The sequence below is a fragment of the Gleimia sp. 6138-11-ORH1 genome, assembly GCF_024814355.1.
Taxonomy (GTDB): Bacteria; Actinomycetota; Actinomycetes; order Actinomycetales; family Actinomycetaceae; genus Gleimia.
The window spans coordinates 94430-117772 of the sequence record NZ_JANUXV010000005.1 but is presented as its reverse complement, the minus strand read 5'-3'; the positions used below and the strand labels follow the sequence as shown (position 1 = coordinate 117772).

At 48.9% G+C, this 23343-nt stretch carries 16 protein-coding genes; 7 read left to right on the top strand and 9 right to left on the bottom strand.

Annotation, left to right across the window (positions count from 1 at the left end):
* Positions 1–26: 26 nt before the first annotated feature.
* The gene (locus NXS08_RS06755) at positions 27–1802 is read left to right on the top strand and encodes a class I adenylate-forming enzyme family protein (protein WP_259138765.1); all 1776 of its coding nucleotides are present in this window, start codon (positions 27–29) and stop codon (positions 1800–1802) included.
* A 72-nt stretch (positions 1803–1874) separates the two neighbouring features.
* On the opposite strand, the gene lipA is transcribed toward NXS08_RS06755, so the two are convergent.
* Both lipA and lipB read right to left on the bottom strand, forming a co-directional pair.
* Positions 1875–2990: a lipoyl synthase gene (gene lipA, locus NXS08_RS06750; protein ID WP_259138763.1), complete on the bottom strand. Its 1116-nt coding sequence runs from the start codon at positions 2988–2990 to the stop codon at positions 1875–1877.
* Positions 2990–3667 (bottom strand): lipoyl(octanoyl) transferase LipB, encoded by a 678-nt coding sequence (gene lipB, locus NXS08_RS06745; RefSeq protein WP_259138761.1) that lies wholly within the window; start codon positions 3665–3667, stop codon positions 2990–2992. Before lipB ends, lipA begins: the two co-directional genes overlap by 1 nt.
* A gap of 372 nt (positions 3668–4039) precedes the next feature.
* Between lipB and NXS08_RS06740 the strand changes: the two genes are divergently transcribed.
* On the top strand, positions 4040–4783 hold the full coding sequence (locus NXS08_RS06740) for a GntR family transcriptional regulator (RefSeq protein WP_259138759.1): 744 nt from the start codon (positions 4040–4042) through the stop codon (positions 4781–4783).
* Between the two features lie 258 nt (positions 4784–5041).
* On the opposite strand, the gene NXS08_RS06735 is transcribed toward NXS08_RS06740, so the two are convergent.
* The 4 genes from NXS08_RS06735 to dnaB all read right to left on the bottom strand — a co-directional run bounded on the left by NXS08_RS06735 (position 5042) and on the right by dnaB (position 14132).
* Positions 5042–6766 carry a glycerol-3-phosphate dehydrogenase/oxidase gene (locus tag NXS08_RS06735; RefSeq protein WP_259138757.1) on the bottom strand — a complete coding sequence of 575 codons (1725 nt, stop codon included), beginning with the start codon at positions 6764–6766 and terminating at the stop codon, positions 5042–5044.
* Between the two features lie 270 nt (positions 6767–7036).
* Positions 7037–11305 (bottom strand): DUF5979 domain-containing protein, encoded by a 4269-nt coding sequence (locus NXS08_RS06730; protein ID WP_259138755.1) that lies wholly within the window; start codon positions 11303–11305, stop codon positions 7037–7039.
* 597 nt (positions 11306–11902) lie between these two features.
* Positions 11903–12718: a bifunctional hydroxymethylpyrimidine kinase/phosphomethylpyrimidine kinase gene (gene thiD, locus NXS08_RS06725; RefSeq protein ID WP_259138753.1), complete on the bottom strand. Its 816-nt coding sequence runs from the start codon at positions 12716–12718 to the stop codon at positions 11903–11905.
* A 73-nt stretch (positions 12719–12791) separates the two neighbouring features.
* The gene (gene dnaB, locus NXS08_RS06720; RefSeq protein ID WP_259138751.1) at positions 12792–14132 is read right to left on the bottom strand and encodes a replicative DNA helicase; all 1341 of its coding nucleotides are present in this window, start codon (positions 14130–14132) and stop codon (positions 12792–12794) included.
* A 353-nt stretch (positions 14133–14485) separates the two neighbouring features.
* Between dnaB and NXS08_RS06715 the strand changes: the two genes are divergently transcribed.
* From NXS08_RS06715 to rplI, 5 genes are all read left to right on the top strand, one after another.
* Positions 14486–15853, top strand: coding sequence for an MATE family efflux transporter (locus NXS08_RS06715; RefSeq protein ID WP_259138749.1), 1368 nt, complete (start codon positions 14486–14488; stop codon positions 15851–15853).
* A 215-nt stretch (positions 15854–16068) separates the two neighbouring features.
* The gene (gene rpsF / locus NXS08_RS06710; RefSeq protein WP_259138747.1) at positions 16069–16356 is read left to right on the top strand and encodes a 30S ribosomal protein S6; all 288 of its coding nucleotides are present in this window, start codon (positions 16069–16071) and stop codon (positions 16354–16356) included.
* A 39-nt stretch (positions 16357–16395) separates the two neighbouring features.
* Complete coding sequence (locus NXS08_RS06705) at positions 16396–17007, top strand: single-stranded DNA-binding protein (protein ID WP_259138744.1); 612 nt, start codon at positions 16396–16398, stop codon at positions 17005–17007.
* A gap of 54 nt (positions 17008–17061) precedes the next feature.
* Positions 17062–17301 (top strand): 30S ribosomal protein S18, encoded by a 240-nt coding sequence (gene rpsR, locus NXS08_RS06700; RefSeq protein ID WP_259138742.1) that lies wholly within the window; start codon positions 17062–17064, stop codon positions 17299–17301.
* 20 nt (positions 17302–17321) lie between these two features.
* The gene (gene rplI / locus NXS08_RS06695) at positions 17322–17771 is read left to right on the top strand and encodes a 50S ribosomal protein L9 (RefSeq protein ID WP_259138739.1); all 450 of its coding nucleotides are present in this window, start codon (positions 17322–17324) and stop codon (positions 17769–17771) included.
* 84 nt (positions 17772–17855) lie between these two features.
* Here the strand turns inward: rplI and NXS08_RS06690 are convergent, their stop codons facing one another.
* The 3 genes from NXS08_RS06690 to NXS08_RS06680 form a co-directional block, all read right to left on the bottom strand.
* A complete protein-coding gene (locus tag NXS08_RS06690) occupies positions 17856–20243 on the bottom strand; it encodes a transglycosylase domain-containing protein (RefSeq protein WP_259138737.1) in 2388 nt (795 codons plus the stop codon).
* A 15-nt stretch (positions 20244–20258) separates the two neighbouring features.
* The gene (gene gndA, locus NXS08_RS06685) at positions 20259–21713 is read right to left on the bottom strand and encodes an NADP-dependent phosphogluconate dehydrogenase (RefSeq protein WP_259138735.1); all 1455 of its coding nucleotides are present in this window, start codon (positions 21711–21713) and stop codon (positions 20259–20261) included.
* Positions 21714–21795: 82 nt separating this feature from the next.
* Positions 21796–23265, bottom strand: a complete 1470-nt coding sequence (locus tag NXS08_RS06680; protein WP_396232257.1) for a CCA tRNA nucleotidyltransferase — start codon at positions 23263–23265, stop codon at positions 21796–21798.
* Between the last annotated feature and the right edge of the window lie 78 nt (positions 23266–23343).

Genomic DNA, 23343 nt, shown 5'->3' with positions numbered 1-23343 from the left:
ACTTTCAAATAAGGCATACTGTTTCTATGCGTGATAAGTATTCAAACTTTCCTAATCATCCGCCCTCGGGATTTTCTTCTGCTGCCCCGTGGTCCGCGCGGGTAGTTTGCGAACCTGATTATTCTCCTTTGAACTTATTACTTAAAGCGGCGGTGCGTAATCCGCATCGTCTGCACTTGGTGGGGGTGGCTCCCCCGGAAAGATCGATTTTTTCTCCTCTTGTTAAAACCGATAGTCTACTTCCTCAAGCGGTTGCCTCGGCTCAGGATTTTGAGGTTAGTTTCGTTTCGTCTGTTTCACAGTCAGCTGATCTAGCTTTACGTTTAGTTAGTCTCTTGCAGGCGCATGGCGTTAAAGCTGGTGACCGGGTGGCTGTTTGGGGACCAAATAGTGTCTGGCATTTATTGGTGCATATTGCTTGCGCCGGGCTGGGAGCTATTTCGGTACAGTTGGATCAGCACTATACTGCGGAGGAATTTGCTTTAGTTACTGAAGATTGCAAACCGAGATTAGTTTTTGCCGGGCCGGAGCAATCGAAAAGGCTAGCAGCTGTTTTTCCCGAACACTCTGAATCCCCCCAGCAGGGGCCGTTAGAGACAGCCAGAATCAACGATTTTGCAGTATTTGCTTTGCCGCAGTTAGCGGAAACTGTAGCTGATTATCTTCCGTTTTCGGTTGCGGATCTTCCCGTTTTAGATGCTTCTACAGTGGGGGCGATTATTTACACTTCGGGCACGGCAAGTCACCCCAAAGGGGTGGCTTTAACACACGCGAATTTGTGGTGGGGCTGCCGTAATTTCCGGGAGGTTTTTGAATACTCTTCTGATTTTGTAGAAGCAGTCGTTGCCCCGCTTTCTCATATCGGTGGGTTTAATGGGACTACTTTAGATTTAGTTTATAGTGGTGGCACGGTAGTAGTGATAGAGGGCTTTGCTCCAGCTACGGTGCTGGAAGTTTTAGATGTCTTTAAGGTGCAGATGATGTTTGGGGTGCCAACCATTTATTTGCGTCTTTTGGATGATCCGTCTTTTACTTCTCGTGATTTGTCTGCGTTTGTGCGTCCGTTGATTGGGGGCGCGTCTTTGCCGGTTAGTTTAGCGCAGCGTTTGCATGCGGTGGGTTGGGCGCCTTATAACGTGTGGGGGATGACTGAGCAGGCGGCTTCGGGTACTTGTTTAACTCCGTCGATGGCTCCGAACTGCGAAAACGGCATTGGTATACCATTTCCTTATACGCGGGTAAGAGTCGCTCGTTTAGCCGGAGATAAGCCACTTTTGGTAGAAAATGAACTGGTTGATACGGCTCCTAATGAAATAGGTATGCTGGTTTGTGCCGGCCCGTCGGTATCATCTGGCTACTGGCAGGATGACGCTCTAAATGCTTCTTCTTTTGTTGGCCCTTGGCTTTTGACTGGGGATTTAGGTTACCTGACTGAAACTGGCACTTTCCAGTTCGCAGCCAGAGCAGCGCAGACGATTAACACTGGCGGTGAAAAGGTGTTGCCTGACGCGGTGGCTGAGGTTTTGCAAGAAATTCCTGGCGTAGCTCAGGTGCAGGTGGTTGGGATTGCGGATTCCCAGTGGGGGCAGATCGTAGCTGCGGTGTTGATTCCAGAGTTTTCTGCCGAGGGCGACTGGTTAAAGTCTCTACCCGAGTCCACCGTTTTAAAGCAGCTGCGTACTTTAGCTGCAAAATCATTAGCCCGCTATAAGTTACCGCGAGCGGTGCGGGTAGTGGATAGTTTCCCGGTTTCTTCTAATGGGAAGGTTTCTCAAACTGGTTTGCAGGAGCTTTTTAAGTGAGCTGGTTCGGCTGCATAACTAACCTGGGCTAAGTTAGCTGATTCTGATAAGTTAGCAGATAAGTTAGCAGATTCAGCAGCCGCATCCTCCACTGGTTGCGCTTGGGTTTTTGGCGCTTTGTCCACCGCAGCAGCCACCTCCTGTTTTTACGCTTCTGAGGCTGCGTGCGTCCAGGCGTGCTTGTACGGCTTCGGCTTCTTGCTGGGCTGCTCCCTGTGAGGCAAATTCCACCAGATCGTTGTATTGCGCTGGAATTTCTCGGCCGAGTTTTTGCATGACTTCGACCCAGAGTTTTCCTGAGCGGTATGAAGAGCGTACCAGTGGCCCGGACATGCAGGCGGGGAAGCCCATTTGGTAGGCCAAATCTCGTAGCTCAATAAATTCTTGTGGTTTTACCCAGCGGTCAATGGGGTGGTGTAAGGGGGAGGGGCGCAGGTATTGGGTGATAGTTAAAATATCACAGCCGGCTTCCAGCAGATCCTGCATGGTTTCTTCAATTTCTGCGCGGGTTTCTCCCAGCCCCAGGATTAGATTTGATTTGGTGACGATCCCAGCGTCTTTCGCGGCGCGGATTGCTGCCAGGGAGCGTTCGTAGCGGAACGCGGGGCGAATGATTTTCATTAGCCTTGGTACGGTTTCGATATTGTGGGCAAATACTTGTGGGTTGGCGCTGAACACATCTTGCAGGGCATTCACGTCGCCTTTGAAGTCGTCTACCAGTAGTTCCACTCCGGTGCCGGGCATTAGTGCGTGGATTTGGCGGCAGGATTCTGCGTATAGCCAGGAGGCTCCGTCCGGTAGGTCGTCGCGGGCTACGCCGGTGATGGTGACGTAGCGTAATCCCAGTTCTTTTACGGATTCTGCCAGGCGGCGTGGTTCGTCTTGGTCGTAGCCTTCTGGTTTTCCGGTGGCAATGTCACAAAATGCGCAGCGGCGAGTGCAGATGGCGCCGCCGATGAGGAAGGAGGCTTCGCGGTCTTCCCAGCATTCGTAGATGTTGGGGCAGTTTGCTTCGGCGCAAACGGTGTTGAGGCTTCCGCGTTTTACCAGTCCGCGCATTTCTTGGTAGTTGGGTCCGTTGGAGACGCGGGTTTTTAGCCAGTCTGGGTGTTCTTCGCGGGGAACTTGCTGGTTGCGGGCTTCGACGCGCAGTAGTTTGCGTCCTTCGGGTTGCGGCAGCGTTGACATTAGTTTTCCCCTCCGATTGGGTGGGTGGTTGCGTTATTTTTTGTAGTTTCCCACAGCAGTGGTTGCAGGTGGGTTTCTAGTTTTTTCACGAGGGCGTACATGGCCTCTTCTAGTGTGGTTTCGATACCTTCTTCTTGGAGGGAGGTTACCCCGGCGTCGTCGATTCCGCAGGGAATGATTCCGGTGAAGGCGTTTTGAAAATCGGGATAGAGGTTTAACGCGAGTCCGTGCATGGTGGTGTTTTGGGCTACTTTTAAGCCGATTGCGCAGATTTTTCGATCTGGGTGGCGGAGCCAGACTCCGGCGCGCCCTTCGACAATTTCTACGGGTAGCTGCCAAGTTTCTTTAATTGCTTCTACTACGGCGGCTTCTACTGCGCGAATGTATTTGATGCGATCTACTGGTTCTTTGAGGCGAACAATTGGGTAGATTACCAGTTGTCCTGGGCCGTGCCAGGTGACGGATCCGCCTCTGTCTACTTCGATTACCGGTAGGTTTGTGTTGCAGATGTCCTCTGGTTTTGTGCGTCTTCCAGCAGTGTAGGTGGATTCAAATTCCACGACGATGAGGGTGTCATCAACTTCTCTGTCTTTGACTTGTTGGAAGGTTTCTCTTTGGATTCTGTCTCCTTCTAGGTAGGGGACGTGTCCGTTTGGTAAAAGGTTTAAAACTCGCACGTATTTAAGTCTAGCTAGGTAATTTCTAGATTGCTTCTCTAGATTGCTGCTGGGTTAATGAGGTCAGACACATTGAGTTATTTTGATTGAAAGTAAGATATATTGTTCGCCTCTTTGCATCTGACAAACCTGCTGGTTTTTGCGCCTAATTTCAGAGAATTATTTTTTCATGAGAATTTGTTAATGTACTTGGCATACCACCAAATTTAGCGAAAAAATTTGTAGTATTAAATTAGACTATATGGTAGGAAAATGTCATCACTAACATTGGTGTTACCTTATCTCCCTTTCAGGTAAGTTGATCATTTTCCAGCAGAGTCTTTTCCACCATACACCGTGTTATTAAGCCATTAGGAAGGAGGTCAGGTTCATATGGAGAAACCATTTCAATTAGAAGTACACATCGACCGTGACTCTACTATTCCTCTATATCAGCAAATCGTTGACCCATTCGAAGAAGCTATTGCCCAAGGGCATGTCTCTCCTGGCCAGTTAGTCGAAGATGAAATTTCCATGTCAAAGCGTTTGGATGTTTCACGCCCAACCCTGCGCCGCGCTTTACAGGAATTAGTTAATCGCGGGCTTTTAGTGCGTCGTCGCGGGATTGGCACGCGCGTTGCACCCTCCCAAATTCACCGTCCTGTAGAGCTTAGTTCCCTTAATCACGATCTTCTTGAAGCTGGTTATACCCCTACTTCTCGCGTGGTTTCCTACCAGGTTGTACAGTCTGAAGCCAAAGTAGCTGAACAGCTGGGTATTAAACCTGGCGAAGGAACTCTACACGTAGTTAGGATTCGCTATATTGATGATCGTCCGTTAGCGATTTTGCGTAACTATCTGCCACTTGATATTGCTCCTTCTTGGGGGGAGTTGCATGAGAAGGGGCTGTATGACTGCTTCGCTAATCGGGATATCAAGGTTGCTTCAGCAAACCAGATTATTGGGGCGCGGCCTGCTACTGAAGAAGAAGCTCGGGATCTGATGGTTCCGGTTGGTTCTCCGCTTTTAACGATGAACCGCGTTGCTTTCACTAAGGATGGGCGGGTTGTTGAACTCGGTGAACACGTTTACAACCCTGAGTTGTATAGCTTCCGCTTCACCGTTTTTACTAACTAGTCACTTACCCGCTGATTTAGAGCACTTAGAGTTTTGCGTCGGAGCCACTGGTTCTGACGCAAAACTCTTTTTTAGTTGCTTTACTTCCCCTGCTTTGCGTGCCCTGCTTTACTTCCCTACTTTGCGTGCCCCGCTTTGGTACTTATATTCGCTTTTTCAAGGCACTTTGTTTGGCATAAAAATACGCACCGTCCTTTTGGGGCGGTGCGTATTTTCAGTTTAAGCGGTGTTTAACTAGCTTGTTTCTAGCAGAAACTATTAGCTAACTTTATCCATGGGGGTGACGTCTCCGTGACGACCTCGGACTGCTTGAGATTCTGCTTCATCGCGAACTTGTAAAGCAGCTTCTTCAGCGTCGCATCGTGCCTGGTAAGCGGCAATTTCAGCTTCGCGCTTAGCGTCGTCCCAGCCAAGAAGCCCCGCCATGATGTCAGCAATTTCTGGAACTGCTGCAAGACCGCGGTCACGGCGTTCGTAGGTTAGGCGCGTGCGGTGGCACATCATGTCCTCAAGGTGCAGTGCACCTTCGTGAGTGACCCCAAAGGCGATTTCTGCGCGTAGGTATTCGTTAGCTTCTGCCAATTCCTTACCCAGTGAGGGATCCTGTTCGATTGCTTTAAAAATCAGGTGGATATCGTCACCGTAACGATCCAAGAGATCTTCAATGTGATCCACACTTAGGCCGCTCTTTTTCGCCAGTGCTTTGCGCTGGTTCCACAGGCCACGGTATCCGTGTGCGCCGCGCAATGGGGTGGTGGCAGTTAGCGATGGGTTCCGCTTAGCTTCTGCTTTACCGAGGGCGAAATTGACCGCGTCTTCTGCCATCACTCGGTAGGTGGTGAGTTTACCACCGGCGATAATTACCAGGCCTGGAGCAGCTTCGGTAACGGTGTGTTCGCGAGAGACCTTAGTGGACTTGGTGTCTCCGTTCTTTGTCCCTGGCTGTAGCAGTGGGCGAAGTCCGGCGTAGTATCCGATGATGTCGTCGCGGGTAAGAGGGCGGGCAAGTACTTGGTTTGCCTGTTCCAGAACGTAGTCTACGTCGGATGCGTTGGCTACTGGGTGGCGGAAATCTTCTACGTACTTGGTGTCGGTGGTGCCAATAATCCAGTAGCGCTTCCAAGGAATGATGAAGAGTACGGACTTTTCGGTACGGACGAACATACCGACTTTACCGTTAATCCGATCCTTTGGTACTACGATGTGGATACCCTTTGAGGCAAGAACTTTTAGGCCACCGTCAGAGTCGCCCAGCTTTTCAGTTTCTTCTGTCCAAACCCCAGTTGCGTTAATGATCTTCTTGGTGGGAATGACGTATTCTTTTCCGGTTTCCAGATCGCGGACGGTGGCGGAAACTACTCGTCCGTTTTCCTTACCCATTGCAACTACCTGAGTGCGGTTTGCTGCGTATGCGCCGTAGTCTACTGCGGAGCGAACAAGGTTTAGAACCAGGCGGGAGTCATCGACGCGGGCATCGTAATAGACCATTGCACCGATGAGAGAGTCTTGGTGTAGGTCTGGAACCAGTTCTAAAGCGCCCTTCTTAGAGTAGTGCTTTTGAATTGGCACGGATCCGCGGTGGGCAATTTGTGCCATTACGTCGTAAAGGCCAACCCCTGCGGTTGAGTAGGTGCGCTCAATTAGCGGAGTTTTGAATGGCCACAGGAGTGGCATTTTCTTTACCAGGTGAGGGGCGGTTGATTCCAGCAGCAGACCACGTTCGGTTAGGGCTTCGTGGACTAGTTTGAAGTTCATCTGGTAGAGGTAACGCAGGCCACCGTGGACCAGTTTTGAAGAGCGTGAAGAGGTACCTGCTGACCAGTCCTGAGCGTCGATAATACCGGTTTTTAGTCCGCGTAGGGCCGCGTCGTAAACGATTCCAGCTCCGGTTACGCCACCGCCGATCACTAGAATATCAACGCCTTCGGTCATTGCCTCCAATGCTTCTTGGCGAGTTTGCGCATTCATGGTCGCTTCAGACATGATAACTCCTTCGTTAATTTTGATGCTATTAAAATGACTGCGGTCAAATTGCACGCTTACTACTAGTAAACCGCGGAATGGTTTTTTGTGCAAGCAACAGAACAAACGTGCACTTGTGTGAGGTAGGCTTTCAATTCCAACCGCGTTTAATTTTCTTAACTAAGGAGATTAGTTTTGTTGGCTAAGGGGGGTTGTGGGGCGGTGCTAAGCAGCACCGCCCCACAACCCCCCTTTTAGGTTATTTGTTTAACCGGTTGATTCCCGTTTGGGTTACGCTTGGCGTTTACGAGCCAAGAGAACTCCAGCAGCGAATAATACCACTGCTAAACCACCCAGTACGCCAGCATCAACACCGGTCTTAGGTAACGGTTTCTTAGGCGTTTCTACCTTAACTGGATCGTAAACATTCACGAATCCGGCTTTAGAAACTTCACCCTTAACAGATACCTTAACCGTCTGTGGTTTTGGAGTTACTAGGGTGTAACCCTTAACTGCTGGTGAGGCAGTTTCTTCAACCTCACATACAGTTCCCACTGGGACAACTACGGGATCAGATACGTTTCCAGCAGCTACATTCTTCAAAGTTCCTTCTAAAATGTCACCTGAAGAAAGCTGACACTTATAAGCAAAGTCGTAAGTAGGTAGAGCTACTCCAGCAGCCACACCCTTAACTTCCTTACCTACTACGAAAGAACCTTCATGCTTTTGGTAAACATTTTCAAACGCAGTTTGGAATACGAAATCTTTCTTATCCAAAGTTACAGTAACTGGAGCAACTTCAGTCAGATCGTAGTCAGCTACCTGCGCAGCAGCCTTATCTTCAGCTACTGTACAGACGCTTCCAACCGGGAACTTAACACCTGCAGGCACTTCAGTACCATCACCAGGAACGTTTTCAATCCGACCTTCAACCGCTGCTTCATTCCCCTTCACACAAGAGTAAGTGAAAGCAAACTTAGGTGCAGCAGTGTTAGCTTCTAAACCAGTTACAGTCTTCTTCACTGAGAAAGTTGCCAGGTCTTTGGAGTACACGTTTTCAAACGCTGCTTCTACAACCGGCTGATCAGCAGCCGCAATAGTAACCTTTACCGGAGCAGGAGTAGTTAGCGTGTAACCATCAACCGCTGCCGAAGCAGGCTTTTCAGTAATGGTACAAACACTACCAACAGCAAATTCACGAGCAGTTACTACAGCTGGGCCACCGGCAACAACTCCGGTAACTTCACCCTCAACTGCGGCTTCATTCCCCTTCACACAAGAATAGGTGAAATCAAATGGGCCAGCATTTACACCCGCATCCAAACCAGACACAGTCTTCTTCACCGCAAAAGGTGCAACCACCTTAGTAAAGACGTTGGTGAAAGTCACTTCAACGGGTTTGGTCATATCGGTAATCGCTACAGTTTGTGCAGGAGGCAAAGTTAGCATGTGTCCGCTGATTTCAGCTACGGGCTGTTCGGTAACTACACATTCAGCTCCAATGGGGAACTTCTTATCAGCTACTACAGCAGCCCCACCGGCAGTTACGCCAGTAATGTCACCGGCACCAACTTCTACACCACCTTTAGTACATACGTACTTAAATGAGTAGGTAGGCTGCGTTCCCTTAAATGCGTCCAAACCGGTAACCAGTTTCTTAACTGAGAAAGTACCCAGGTCTTTGGAGTACACGTTTTCAAACGCTGCTTCTACAACCGGCTGATCAGCAGCCGCAATAGTAACCTTTACCGGAGCAGGAGTAGTTAGCGTGTAACCATCAACCGCTGCCGAAGCAGGCTTTTCAGTAATGGTACAAACACTACCAACAGCAAATTCACGAGCAGAAACAACTGCCGGGCCACCGGCAACAACTCCGGCAACTTCACCCTCAACTGCGGCTTCATTCCCCTTCACACAAGAATAGGTGAAATCAAATGGGCCAGCATTTACACCCGCATCCAAACCAGACACAGTCTTCTTCACCGCAAAAGGTGCAACCACCTTGGTGTAAGCGTTAGTGAATGGAACTTCAACGGTCTGCCCCTTAGTATCCAAAGTGATTTCTACTGGCGCAGGGGCAGCCAATGCATAACCATCAACAGGAGCTGGAGCAATTTCAGTAATGGTACATACGCTTCCAACTGGGAAGTTAGTGCCAACTGGAACTGCAAGCCCGTCAGCTGGAACATTATCAATCCGCCCATTGAAAGTTTCCGCGCCCTTCACACAAGAGTAGGTGAAGTTAAAAGCACCCGCGTCAACACCGGCAGGCAGACCAGTAACAGTCTTTTTCACAGAGAAAGTTGCTACGTCCTTAGTGTAAGCATTGTTAAACGCTGCTTCTACAACTGGCTGATCAGCAGCCGCAATAGTAACCTCAACAGGAGCAGGAGGAGTTAGCGTGTAACCATCAACTTTTGCGGTAGTTTCATCTTCGGTGATAGTACATACGCTACCGACTTTAAACTCACGATCAGAAGCAACCGCTGGGCCACCGGCAGTTACACCAGTGACTTTACCAGTAACTGGCGCGTCAGTACCGTTTACACAAGTGTAATCAAAACTAAACGGTCCCGCGTTTACACCCGCATCCAAACCAGACACAGTCTTCTTCACCGCAAACTTAGCAACCACCTTAGTGTATTCGTTGGTGAATACAGCTTCGGCTGGTTTTTGAGCTTTGTCGGTAACAACAACAGTAACTGGGGCGACTGGCTTCCAGCGATGTCCGGAAACCTGAGCGGTAGTAGCTATTTCAACTACAATACAATTGCTTCCAACAGGGAATTCTTCCTTTGTCACTACAGGTGTTCCGTCACCAGGAACGCCCTTGATTTCTCCGGCTACGCGTGGTTGAGTGCCGTATTGACAGGTGTAGCTAAAGTCGAATGGACCTGCGGTAACGTTATCAGCCAAGCCAGCTACTTTCTTTACTACTGCAAATGGAGCAGTTTTGAAGTTAGCTTTATTGGTGATAGCGATTGTGTCGTAGGCACCATTATCCTTAATGGTTAGGAATGCTGCGTTTCCTGGCAGATCCACAATTGGAGTACCCCAGTTAAAGTCGCGAATCTCTGCAGAGATTGAATTTAAATCTTCATCTGCTGGGGTGATGAAAACCTTACTTCCTTTTGGAAGTAGTTTTCCGGAGCTGGCTCCTTCGGCAAGACAGAGGCTTGTCTTACGGAAGTTGATGGTACAAGAGGCTTTACCCGTCTTATTGTCTGGGTTTAGAGTACCTGGAGCGGTCCAATTTGCATAGTTATCGGCAGTTAGAGGCAGTTCGTAAGTGTAGTTAACGGTTACGGTGTGATCTGCCTTAACCAAGGATTCTGCAGTTCCAGAAATACGCTTTTCAATTCCAAAGGCACCGAAACCGGGTACTGCTTCAGCTGTGGCAGTTACCGTGTTACGGTATGAGCGTTCTAGTTGGAATGAGTGGGTGGTTTGCTCTAAGTTAAGCCGGTTCGAGTAAACCGTTCCTTCTTGCACACCTTCTGGGTTTACAACGTCAGTGGCATAACCAATTGAGTAGTTGTAGTTTTCAGAGAATGGTCCTTTAATCAGAATCCGGGCGATATGTGGAGTTGCTTTATCAAATTCCACGGTTAGTTCAAACTGGCCAATTTCGGCTGGAAGATCTGCGGGAGCGCGGTTATTTGGACCTGGACGCAAGTCGTCTAACTGGTAGGACTTTCCGTCTTGATCAAGGCTAACAGCGCGCAAAATCCAGTCTTCTGGGCTGGCTGCAATTAGCTTCGTTGGGTCGGTAGGGTGATCCTTGAGCTTGAATTTTTGCCCCGGATCGATCTCTGCCTGTCCATTTACGAGGGCGTCAGTAAACCGCACTTTTTGATTGGGATCATCATAGATAAAGAGTTCTCCCATGTATCTCTTGAGGCGAATTCCACTCATGTTGATGGTGTAGTTGTTTTCAACTGCACCTTCTTTGAAGTTGAGGGATTTGTAGACTGAAGCAGGAACACGTTTTGGCACAATGATGCCTACTTCGCCATTTTTACCGGTTGGGAGCACCACTTTAGTGGCCACGCCGTTAACGTGAATTTCTACGGTCTCACTAGTGGTTTCTTGTAATACCGCAGTTTCGAGGGTAACAGTTCCGCGCCAGTCAGAGTAGCTGGTCTTTAAGCGGTCTACGTTCTCATCGAACGTACAGGTAATCGTACTGTCATCCAGAACACAAGAACCTACTTTTTGTTCTGGGTTTCCGGGCATTGGTAGTTTTAGATCAACTGTTTTTGCTTCTAAGTTTTTAAACCAAGGAGAAAGGTCAATCGTAAATTTATCTCCGGTACCAAATCCTGGCTTCCCCGTTGCGTCCCAGTTAAAGGAAAGGAGAGCTCTTCCCGATTTTTCTAATTGGCGATCTGGAATATCCGTGATCCCATTCGTGAAGATTACCTTTCCGGGGGTTACGGTAATATCTTCATCAGCTGCGACTGCAAGATTTCCGCCAAGTAACATACCAGTTAAAAAAATAGTCGTTACTACGGCAAATGCAGAGCGTAACTGTTGCTTAGAGAACCAAGCAAACATCATTCTCCTCTGATTGTGGATTAGTAAATTAATGACTTTCACGAAAAATGTGAAAATCCTGTGAATTTACCGTAAGTACCCTGTATTAGTTTTGTCAATGAAAGTTTAACTTTAGAACTATAAATAACCTTAATAAGTATGACTGTTTCAACAGATTCAATTTTCAATTTTGAACTAAAATAAAAATCCAGGGGATGTGAGCATTTAAGCACTGAGTATTCAGAGCCCCAATGTGAGATCGCCCTTGTTTTGCACTTTGAACAAAACTCAACCAAACCCCTATGACCTACGTCCCAAAAAGAGCCACTTTAAGGAAACAAAATTGTTTCTTTAAAAACTTTTTAAGATTTTATTTCAAAACACATCCGCAGAACATAGCTGTGAAGCCTTACAAGAATCGAATTCACACTAAAAGAAAAACCTAATACTCCCTGACATAACGCTTCAAATACCCACATAAATCAAAACTATTATTTACACTGTCAGTTTAATTCTGCTCCTCATTCACCTTATCTATCACTTAAACTAAGCTAAAAAATAATCGCTCTTAAACAGTTAAATCCCGTCTAAGAGCGATTAATTTAAATCAGCTAAGCAGCCTTAGCTTTCTAAAATCCCCTGCTGCCACAGCGTAGCGTGAGGATGATGCGTTTCCAACCGGCGCTGAATCCCGGCAGTTACGATTTCTTTAGCAGTTTCTACGGCATCTACTACAGAAGCTCCCTTAGCAAGCTCCGCAGTAATAGCTGCTGCCAGCGTACAACCAGCACCACCTACCCGTTCTTCCCCTACCTTAGGGCGAGCAAAACGGGTTACTTTTTCACCGTCCCAAAGAATATCAACTGCTTCAGCACCAGGAAGTTCCACACCTCCTTTAGCCACCACGTATTTTGGTCCCAACTCACCAATCTTCTTAGCAGCAGCAATTAAATCTGCCTCAGTTTCCACCTTCACCCCAGAAAGAGCTTCAGTTTCAAACAAGTTCGGAGTAACTACAGTTGCCAGCGGAAGAACCTTAGTTTTCAATGCTTGGTCCACGTCATAGGCAGCGCCAGCTTCCTGCCCCTTGCAAATTAAGACAGGATCCAAAACTACATTCTTCCAATTTTGTTTTTGTAACGCTTCAGCTACCGCTTCGATAGTTGGAACTGTTCCCAGCATCCCAATTTTCACGGTATCTACATCATGGCAAGCCGTAGCCGCTTCGATTTGTTCTTTAATCACAGTTGGATCAACCGGCACAAACCGGTGATTCCAGTTATTTTGGGGATCGAAAGAAACGATACAAGTAAGTGAACCCATCCCATAAACGCCCTGTTGATGGAAAGTTTTCAAATCTACCTGGATACCCGCCCCGCCAGTAGATTCACTACCAGCGATAACCAGCGCTACCGCAGGACGCTTAGTCTCAGTCATTATTACTCCTGTACACAATAAATTAATCGTGTCTCTAGCCTAGCCGATTACCCCTCAGGCGGTCATTTTTTGTTTAACCAACCTGCCGAGCAAGATCTGAAAAACGCGCATAGTGCCCCTGGAAAGCAACCGGCAAAGTAGCTGTTTCTCCGTTACGGTGTTTCGCAACGATAATATCTGCTTCACCCGCGCGGTCTTCCTTATTGTAATAATCTGGTCGGTGCAACAAGATAATCACGTCAGCATCCTGTTCTAAAGAACCTGATTCACGCAGGTCCGCAATCATCGGTTTCTTATCCGTACGCTGTTCCGGCCCACGGTTTAGCTGCGCAACTGCCACAACCGGCACTTCAAGTTCTTTCGCTAATAGCTTCAAAGAACGTGAAAACTCAGAAACTTCCTGCTGCCGCGACTCAACTCTTTTCCCCGAGGTCATCAACTGCAAGTAGTCAATTACAATCAGACTTAATCCCACCTGCTGCTTTAACCGACGACACTTTGAGCGGATCTCATTCATTGCCATATTTGGAGAGTCGTCAATATACAGGGGAGCCTCAGAGATCCGCCCTAGGGAAGAAGTAATTTTTGTCCAGTCTTTATTGGTGAGTTTTCCGCGGCGCATATTCCCAAAAAGTACGCCAGCTTCAGCCGCAACTAACCGCATCCCAATTTCTGAGCGAGACATTTCCAAACTGAAAATAATCGCCGGTTTTTTCTGGGTGATGGCAGCAGAGCGCAAAAAGTTCATTGCCAGCGTTGATTTCCCCATTGCTGGGCGAGCCGCCACGATAATCATCTGCCCCGGCTGCAATCCGGTAGTGAGGTGATCCAAATCAATTAACCCCGTAGGAAGCCCTTTCGCCGGCCCCCCGTTAGCTTGGATTTCTTCGAGCTCTTGCACCAAAGGGTCGGTTAAGTCGTTTAATAAAATGTAGTCTGAACGGGCGCGGTCTTCGGCCACCATCATAATTTCTGCTTGGGCGGCATCAACTATGTCATCAACTTCTGTGCCGTCCGTGGCGTAGCCAAGTTGCACAATTCGCGTTCCAGCATCAACCAGGCGTCGCAAAATGGCTCGTTCAGCTACGATTCGCGCATAGTAGTTTGCCGAGGCCGCCGTGGGAACTAAAGAAATTAGGTGATAGAGGTAGTCGCGTCCACCCACATTGCTTAGTTTGCCGTTGGTTTGTAATGCGTCCGCTACGGTAATTGCATCTGCCGGTTCTCCTTCAGAATGCAATTCCATAATGATGTTGTGGATAGTTTCATGTTTCGGAAGGTAGTAGTCTCTTCCTTTAAGGATTTCGGCAACATCGTCGATAGCCTTTTTAGATAACATCATGGAGCCCAGGACTGATTGTTCAGCTTCTAAGTCCTGTGGTGGCAATCGATCAAATACGGTTGAATCAGCCATGTTACATTTTCACCCTTTAATTAGTTATCCACAGCTATTTTATGGGAATCACAAATTTTCTCTACCTGTTGGCAGAATACCTTGGTTTTAGGCAAGTTTATAGCCGAACTTAAACCTTCAATGTGGATAACTTGGGGATTTTCTGTGGATATCGGGGGATAACCTGTGAATTATTGTGGACAAGTTGCTATCTTTCAATTACTTAACATTTGTCCCAGCGCCCTCATTTCCGAAAAAATCAAGGTATAGTTACCCACAGATTCATTCACAGTCTGTGGATAAAAAATACAATTATGAATTGGTGGATAAAACCTCCTTGGTAGAGACAACCTTAAAGCAAAACTTAAACCTTTATGAACACTTCACCTAAACCTAAAACCCCCCATAACCTCAACCAACAAATCCTAACCCTGGCTTTACCAGCATTAGGTACCCTAATCGTCCAACCCCTACTAACCACTGTAGATACCGCCATGGTAGGCCACCTGGGCACCAGCGAATTAGCGGGACTGGCAATCAGCTCCACCATCCTCATCACCACTTTTGGACTATTTGTTTTCCTGGCCTACTCCACCACTTCACTAACTGCCAAACACTTCGGAGCTGGAAATCAAAAAGCCGGACTGCAAGCTGGTTTAGATGCACTTTGGCTCGCCCTGTTTTGTGGAGTTATCACCACCAGCTTCCTCCTCTATTACAGTCCCACCCTGATTGGACTTTTCGGCACCAGCGCAGACACTCTCCCCCACGCAAACGCCTACCTCTATTTCGCAGCTCCCGGACTAATCGGCATGCTCCTTTCTTTAGCTGCCACCGGAACTCTCCGCGGACTTTTAGATACCCGCACCCCCTTAGTAGTCGCCACCGTCGGCGCTGCAGTAAACGCCCTCTTAAACGCAATCCTAATCTTCGGTTTCAACCTGGGCATCACCGGATCCGCTTTAGGAACCGCCCTCGCAGAACTAGGAATGGGTGGGTTCCTCACCTACCGAGTACTCAAAGCCTGCAAAACCCACCAAGTCCATGCCCTACCGAACTTCCAAGGGATTTTCAAAGCCACCCTCACCGGCGCTCCCCTCATGTTCCGCACCCTCAGCATGAGAGTATGCCTTCTTTTCACCGTGGTAACCCTCACCCAAGCCGGGGACCTCTCAGTTGCCGGAAACCAAATTGTTGCCACCATCTGGGGTTTCGCCATATTTTCTTTAGACGCTTTAGCCATCGCCGCCCAAGCGTTAATCGGCCGCAGTCTGGGCGCAAAAAACTCCCGCCAAGCCCAAGAGCTACTTCGCACCCTCAGCCGCTGGGGCATAATCGCTGGAACTTTGCTGGGAATTTTCGTTGCCGCCACCTCCCCCCTGCTCCCCTACCTTTTCACTTCTGATCCTGCGTTAACAAAAATCGCCACTTTAGGGTTACTCTACTCCGCTCCGTTCTACCCGCTTGCTGGGTACGTGTTTGTCTTAGATGGGATTCTAATTGGCGCTGGCGACAATCTTTACCTAGCTTTTGCCGCTACTTTCGTGATGGCTCTTTTCCTCCCCGCTCTTTGGGTTTACTATGCGCTCACCTTAAAAGACGCAGTTATTTCGCTTAGTAGTCAAAGTGACGCCCTCGCCTCCATCTGGCTACTTTTTGGAATTTTCTTTATCGGAGGGCGCGCCCTCACCCTCTATTGGCGCACCCGCCAAACAACCTGGCAGCACCTAAACCTCAGCTAAACCCTGAAAATAACTACAAATAGTAAGCAAAATCGCGCAAACTACACCTAGCTAAACCCCCTGCCGATAAGTTAAGATTGTAAGTTGATTGACTTATCTCAAACGGAGCTTCTGCCATCAGAACTTTCCCTGAGATGACATAAGGAAATCAATCGCATATCCCTCCTGTCACGGACCGTCCGTGACCGATTTAGTCCAAAGGAGGTGGGGAAATAATGCGTGCTTACGAACTAATGGTGATCTTCAATCCCACCGTTGACGAACGCACCGTCGCTCCCTCAATGGAAAAGCTGCTGACTCTGGTAACAGATAACAACGGCACTGTTGAGAGCGTAGACGTATGGGGCAAGCGTCGCTTAGCATACGAAATCCAGAAGCAGTCTGAAGGAATCTACGTACTGGTTAATATGACCACTACTTCTCCTGTTGCACTGGAAATCAACCGTCAGCTAACCCTGAACGAATCCGTAATGCGCACCAAACTGCTGCGCAACGACGCCTAACAATAGCCTTTCCCCTCGCAAGAAATCTAAGGAGTAAAGATGGCTGGAGATACGATAGTAACGATTGTTGGTAACTTAACTGCCGACCCTGAACTGCGTTACACCCCTTCTGGTTCACCAGTAGCTAACTTCACCGTCGCTTCAACCCCGCGCACTTTCGACCGGGCAACCGGACAGTGGAAAGACGGCGACGCACTATTTATGCGCTGCTCCGTATGGCGCGAGTTCGCTGAAAACGTCGCAGACTCCCTTTCTAAAGGAATGCGCGTTGTAGTACAAGGTCGCCTAATCCAACGTTCTTACGAAGGTCGGGACGGGACACAACGCACCTCTGTTGAACTACAGGTTGATGAAATTGGTCCTTCCCTGCGTTACGCACGCGCCCAGGTGACTCGTAACCCATCTAACTATGGGGGACAGTCCAACCAGGGAGGTTTCGCGCAAAATGGTCCTGGTGATTTCAACCAGGGTGGCTACAACCAGCCTGAAACAAACGGTTTTGGAAGTAACCAACCACAGGGTGGCCCTGCCGCCGGTGGATTCGGTGCTCCCTCTGGAACCCCTAACTTCAGCGCTGCCCCAGGTGGTTCACCTGCCGACCCGTGGTCCACGGGAGGCGGAAGCTCTTTCGACGACGAACCACCGTTCTAATCAACGATTTAACTTAAACTTCTTAAGTTACAAAGACCTTATTTAGGAGACACCATGGCGAAGCCACAACTTCGCAAGCCAGCAAAGAAGAAGGCAAACCCTCTTCGCTCGGCTAAGATCGAAAACATTGACTACAAGGATACCGCCCTGCTACGCAAGTTCATTTCTGACCGTGGCAAGATCCGCGCTCGTCGCGTAACTGGCGTATCCGTGCAGGAACAGCGTCGTATCGCTAAAGCTGTTAAGAACGCTCGCGAAATGGCACTGCTCCCTTACTCCAGCTCCGGCCGCTGAGATAAAAAGGAGACTGAAATATGGCAAAGCTAATTTTGACCCACGATGTTCCTAACCTCGGCTCCGCAGGTGACGTTGTTGTAGTTAAGGACGGTTACGCACGTAACTACCTGGTTCCACGTCGTTTAGCAGAACGCTGGACCCCAGGTGCACAAAAACAGATTGACGCTGCAGTAGCACTGCGTCGTAAGAAGGCAATCGCTTCTATCGAAGATGCTCGCGCAGTCCGCGATCAGCTAGAAGCAGCAACCTACACCGTTGCAAAGCACGCTTCCGCACAGGGTAACCTGTACGGGGCACTGTCTTCCGCAGACGTTTGCGCCGCTGTTGAAGCAGCTACTGGCATTAAGGTAGACCGCCGTAAGGTAGTTATCGAAAAAGCCATTAAGAACGTAGGTTCCGTAGTAGTCTTCGCTAACCTCCACCCAGAGGTTTCCGCACGTCTAAACGTTACTGTAGTAGCTGACTAATCGCAGTTAGCTTCTAAAAAGTTGGGGGCTTTATTCACCATCTGGTGAATAAAGCCCCCAACTGCATTTTAGGGAAGCTCCCCCTTAACTTTCCTTATCATTAGGATCTTCTGGAGGGGGCACCTGCTCTTCAGGTGGCAACGCCGGATCGGTTTCCTTGGGTGGGTCCGGCTTAATTTCTTCAACCGGTTTTTCAGGTTTTGAATCCGGCTCTTCTTCCGGTTTCTCCTCTTTCTTTGGTGGAGGTGGCACGTAAGCGTGCTTAGTGAACTTAGTTTGCCGATTTTGAGGCACGTACCAGTCAAAATCTTGCACCTCATACTTATGGATAACTCCCTGCATGAAGTTTAACCACACGTCCCCGGGGATAGATGAACCAGTCACCTCATTTAACCCATTCCAAGGGGTAATTGATTCTTGCTCCCCGTTAGGTCCAACCTGGTAGAAAGACACGGTAGTTACCAGCTGCGGAATAAACGCAACGAACTGCGCTGACTTAGTATCTTCAGATGTACCGGTTTTCCCTGCAACTGGGCGACCTAGGTAACTGGCTTTCGCACCAGTCCCCCCAGTTGCCGCATCACGTAAAGCCGGCAGAATCTCAGAAACATCCTCAGAACTGTAAACTCTTTCCCCCTCAGTAGACGCAGTGTAGACAGCGTCCCCTTGCTGATCGAGTACCTGGCGGACGATATGCGGATCAATCCGCACCCCTCCAGAAGCAAAAGTAGCGTAAGCTCGCGTTAAATCAATATTATGAACTGCCGCTGAACCAAGAATGTTATTTAGGTTCGCTTCTAAACCAATCGCGTTATCGCTAAGGCCCAGCCGTTTCGCAGCTTCAACTGTTTTTTCTGGTCCCATCGCGTCATTCATTCCCAAAAATGACGTATTTGCAGAACGAGAAGTGGAAAAACGTAAGTTCACAAAACCGTAGGAAATATTAGCGTAGTTACGAATCGGCGGACTAAGCACGCCCGTTCTTGAGTCCTTAATCTGGATCCCACTATTTGCGTTGTAAACATCGTTAATGGTGCCACCGGCGGCAATGTATCCCATTAACCCCAGTGGTTTCATTGTCGAACCAGCCATCGCATAATCTTGGGTAACTGAATTTGACTGTAGCTTCTGATAGTCAGCTCCCGCGTATTCAGCAACTATCTCCCCGGTTCTTGGATCCACTGCTGACAGGGCAACCCTGAGGTTATCCGCATGGCCAGCTGGAATTTCAGCAACCGCACGCAAAGCCTGTTCCTGGGATTCCTTATCAATAGTAGAAATAATCTTATATCCGCCAGTATTAATCTCTTCTTCAGTGAAACCAGCCTTTTCAACAAGTTCCGCGCGGATCTGTTGCATTATGTAACCTTGCGGACCGGCAAAGGATAAGGATTCTTTCGGTTCAATCACTTCTGGGAAAACAGCGGCACTGCGTTCTTCAGCAGTAATCCAACCATCTTCAACCATTAGATTAAGCACGCGCTCCCACCGCTGTTTAGCAATGTCAGGGCTAACTGCTGGATCCCAAGCTGAGGGCGCCGGAATGATGCCGCTTAACAGTGCTGATTCAGAAATAGTTAATTCCGCTGCGGAATGCCCAAAATAGCGTTTCGAGGCTTCTTCAATTCCGTAGGCACCTCTTCCGAAGTAAATCGTATTTAGGTAGTTCCCTAAGATTTCTTCTTTAGACTGCTGGCGGTTGATTTTAAGCGCTAAAATCGCTTCTTTGAACTTTCCCCAGTATCCGGTGGTAGTGTCCAAATAGTAACGTTCCACATACTGTTGCGAAAGCGTAGAACCACCCTGTAATGGCCCGCCCTTTAAGTTGTTGTAGGCAGCGCGCCCAATACTCCACAGGTCAATCCCAGAGTTTGTGTAAAAACTCCTATCTTCTGAGGCAACTACCGCGTGGCCCACATGTTTTGGCAGAGTATTTGCGTCAATGATGGTGCGGTTAAGTTCCCCAAATGTGCCCATTTGAGTTTCCCCGTCAGCATAATAGACCGTAGTATTTTGGGCTAACGCGAACTCTCCTGGCTCAGGTACTTTAGTTGTAATGTACGCAAAGACGAAAACCAGAACACTTAAGGTAAAACCTGCCACCCCAGTTAGCAGTATGCCTTTGAAAATTCGCTTCCCCCAACTTGCTTTAGCGGGTGGTTGTTTAGCTTTATTTCCTTTTTTAGGTGCCACTGTTTCCTCTTTCTGCTGCGGCGAAGCAGTATTTCGCGCCGCCCAAATCGGAGTTTTTGGGTCCGCTTCCGCTGCTTCTGTGCCAGCAGCGTCAGTTTCCGCTGCTGCCTGCCGCTCGAATAGGCTAACTCGTTCAGTTACTGCTTCTGTCTCGGCCTTAGTAACTGTTTCTTCAGCTTGAGTTTCCTCAGTTACAGGAGCTTCTGCTGGTTTTCCGTGTATATCGCGGCGCCGAGGTAATCCAGAAGGTCTTCGCGGTGTATTTTCATGTTCAGTCATAAACTTCTCTTCCGGCTATACGCTTACTTCAGGGCGGTTTGCTTCTGCCCACTCAGTGTGGAAAGTACCCGGTTTATCAATCCGCTGGTAGGTGTGCGCCCCAAAGAAGTCTCTCTGCCCTTGAATTAGTGCCGCTGGTAAACGCTCTGCCCGTAAAGTATCAAAGTAGGCTAGCGCAGAGGAAAACACCGGGGTAGGCACCCCGTGTAAAGCAGCTTGCGCGACAACTTCACGCCAAGCCTGCGTCGCGTGTTTAACTTTGGCAGCAAAATTCTGATCTGCTAATAAGAGAGGCAGCTGCGGGTTACGTTCATACGCTTCAGTTATGTCTTCTAAAAATACCGCGCGAATAATGCAACCGCCGCGCCAGATTCGCGCTACGTCACCTAGATTAATGTTCCAACCGTAATTTTCTGCGGCTTCGCTGATTTGTGTGAACCCCTGCGAGTACGCGACGATTTTTGAAGCGTAAAGTGCCAGTCGCACAGCTTCAATGAACTCGGCTGGATCACTGATTTCCCATGTTTTTACCTGTCCGGCAAAACCGCTGGCAGCAGTGCGCTGCGCCAAAGCAGAGGAGGCTCCTCGAGCCATAGTGGCTTCAGCAATGGCAGTGACCGGAACAGCCAGGTCTAAAGCGTTTTGAACCGTCCACTTACCGGTGCCTTTTTGGGAGGCTTGGTCGACGATTAAATCAACTAGAGGTTTGCCAGTTTCCGCATCGACTTGTCGGAGGACTTCTGCGGTGATTTCGATTAGGTAGGATTCCAGTTCGCCCTGGTTCCAAGTCGCAAAAATTTCCGCGATTTCCGCCGCTGATAAACCTAATCCCTGTTTAAGCAGATCGTAAGATTCTGCGATTAGTTGCATATCTGCGTATTCGATCCCGTTATGCACCATTTTTACGAAGTGTCCGGCCCCATCTGTGCCGACGTGGGTGCAGCAGGGTTCTCCATTTACCTGCGCAGAAATAGTTTCAAAAATGCTTCCCAACCGCGCGTATGATTCCGCAGTTCCCCCGGGCATGATGGAAGGGCCCCAGAGGGCGCCCTCTTCCCCTCCGGAAACACCGGTGCCTACAAAGTGCAGTCCGCGAGCGCGACACCACGCTTCGCGGCGAATAGTGTCCGTGAAAAGAGAGTTGCCGCAGTCCACGATGATATCTCCGGTTTCCATGTGGCTGGCCATTTGTTCCATTACCGCGTCGCTAGCGGCTCCGGCTTGCACCATAATAATCCCAATTCGCGGGGTTTCGAGGGCGTTAACAAACTGTTCCAGATCGGCAGTGGGGACAAATTCTGCTTCGTCTGCGTAGTTTTTAATGAACTCTTCGACGCGTTCGATACTGCGATTTCCCACAGCTGTGCGGTAGCCGTTTCGAGCTAGGTTGCGTGCCAGGTTTGAACCCATTACGCCCATTCCATATACGCCGATAGCTGCAGTACCTGCCTGTGGTGGGTTAAGTGTCATGGTTACCCCTAATTAGTTTTCATTAAATCTATAGTTACTCTTATTTTCGTTGATTTAACTTAGGGATGCCACCGGATACGGATTACTGCGGGGTATTCCACCATTCTTGGAGCATTTTGGCAGCTTGTTCTTTCCCTAAAGGACCGTGTTCCATTCTTAGCTCCAGTAAATACTTGTAGGCGCGTCCCACTTCAGGGCCGGGGGTGAGTCCCAGTAGCTCCATGATTTCTTCACCGTCTAAGTCAGGGCGGATCGCGTCAAGTTCTTCACGCTTTTTTAACTCAGTTATCCGTGCTTCTAACTCAGCGTAGGTGGCTTCTAAATAAGCGGCTTTACGTTTGTTTCGAGTAGTGCAGTCTGCTTTGGTCAGGCGGTGTAAGTATTCTAAAAGGTGTCCTGCGTCGGCAACGTAACGGCGGACTGCTGAATCTGTCCAAGTTTGTTCCCCGTAGCCGTGGAACCTTAGGTGGAGTTTCACTAAGTCAGCTACATCAGCGGTGGTTTGTTTATCGAACTTGAGTGCCTTCATCCGTTTACGAGTCATCTTTGCCCCCACGTAGTCGTGGTGGTGGAATGAGACTGTGCCGTCTGCTTCAAATTTTCGGGTCGCTGGTTTACCGATGTCGTGCATCAGGGCAGCGAAGCGTAAAGTGAAGTTCGGTCTGGGCACGGGGCCGTTTTCGTCAGTTTCTAATGCGATAGCTCTGTCTAAGACGGTGAGGGTGTGTTCGTAAACGTCTTTGTGGCGTTTATGTTCATCAACTGTTTCCCGGAGGGCGGAAAACTCGGGAAGTACCAGGTCACAAACGCCGGTTTCGACCATTAATTTCAGTCCCAGGCGAGGCTGGGGGCTGATGATTAGTCGTTCAAGTTCAGCGCGGATGCGTTCGGCTGAAACTATTTCTAACCGGTGCGCGCCCTCTTTCATAGCTTCTTTAATTTCTTCGCTTACCGTTACCCCCAGTTGGGCGGCGAAACGAGCAGCTCGCATGATTCTAAGCGGGTCGTCGTCAAAAGACTGTTTAGCTGAGACGGGGGTGCGTAAAATCCCAGCGGCTAAATCTTCTAAACCGTGGTGAGGGTCAACAAGCTTTAAATCGGGGAGGGTGAGGGCGCAGGCATTAACAGTGAAGTCACGGCGGCTTAAGTCGCCTTCTAACGTGTCTCCATAAGCTACCACGGGTTTACGTGAACCTACCTCATAGGCTTCTGTCCGGTAGGTGGTGATTTCTACGGTGAGTTTATTTTTTTGTCCGCCGATTGTCCCGAACTCTCTACCGATCCCCCAGGTGGTTGCTCCCCATTTTTGGAGGAGTTCTTCCGTTACATCCGGGTGTGCGTTAGTGGTTAGATCGAAATCGTGGGGGGGAAGTGCTAAAAAAGCGTCTCGGACTGGCCCGCCCACTAAAGCAAGTTCGTATCCGGCAGAAACAAAAACGTGACCTAAATCAAGAATCTCAGGTGGGAGTTTTTTTAAAGCTACGTGCGCGTTTTCTAACAGGCGTTGAGAATCTAAGCATCCCACGCCAAATTCGGTTTTAGACAAGCTCAAAGAAAACTCCTGTGACAGTTAGTTTGAGCCGGATTTCGGCTCATCTCACACCAGTATAGACTGTTCTCATCCTTCCCA

Bases quoted from the DNA above. Each gene is read 5' to 3' on its own strand.
- NXS08_RS06735 (WP_259138757.1), bottom strand. From the start codon at position 6,766: ATGTCTGAAGCGACCATGAATGCGCAAACTCGCCAAGAAGCATTGGAG.
- rpsF (WP_259138747.1), top strand. From the start codon at position 16,069: ATGCGTGCTTACGAACTAATGGTGATCTTCAATCCCACCGTTGACGAA.
- dnaB (WP_259138751.1), bottom strand. From the start codon at position 14,132: ATGGCTGATTCAACCGTATTTGATCGATTGCCACCACAGGACTTAGAA.
- NXS08_RS06755 (WP_259138765.1), top strand. From the start codon at position 27: ATGCGTGATAAGTATTCAAACTTTCCTAATCATCCGCCCTCGGGATTT.
- NXS08_RS06740 (WP_259138759.1), top strand. From the start codon at position 4,040: ATGGAGAAACCATTTCAATTAGAAGTACACATCGACCGTGACTCTACT.
- gndA (WP_259138735.1), bottom strand. From the start codon at position 21,713: ATGACACTTAACCCACCACAGGCAGGTACTGCAGCTATCGGCGTATAT.
- thiD (WP_259138753.1), bottom strand. From the start codon at position 12,718: ATGACTGAGACTAAGCGTCCTGCGGTAGCGCTGGTTATCGCTGGTAGT.
- NXS08_RS06715 (WP_259138749.1), top strand. From the start codon at position 14,486: ATGAACACTTCACCTAAACCTAAAACCCCCCATAACCTCAACCAACAA.
- rpsR (WP_259138742.1), top strand. From the start codon at position 17,062: ATGGCGAAGCCACAACTTCGCAAGCCAGCAAAGAAGAAGGCAAACCCT.
- NXS08_RS06730 (WP_259138755.1), bottom strand. From the start codon at position 11,305: ATGATGTTTGCTTGGTTCTCTAAGCAACAGTTACGCTCTGCATTTGCC.
- lipA (WP_259138763.1), bottom strand. From the start codon at position 2,990: ATGTCAACGCTGCCGCAACCCGAAGGACGCAAACTACTGCGCGTCGAA.
- rplI (WP_259138739.1), top strand. From the start codon at position 17,322: ATGGCAAAGCTAATTTTGACCCACGATGTTCCTAACCTCGGCTCCGCA.
- NXS08_RS06705 (WP_259138744.1), top strand. From the start codon at position 16,396: ATGGCTGGAGATACGATAGTAACGATTGTTGGTAACTTAACTGCCGAC.
- NXS08_RS06690 (WP_259138737.1), bottom strand. From the start codon at position 20,243: ATGACTGAACATGAAAATACACCGCGAAGACCTTCTGGATTACCTCGG.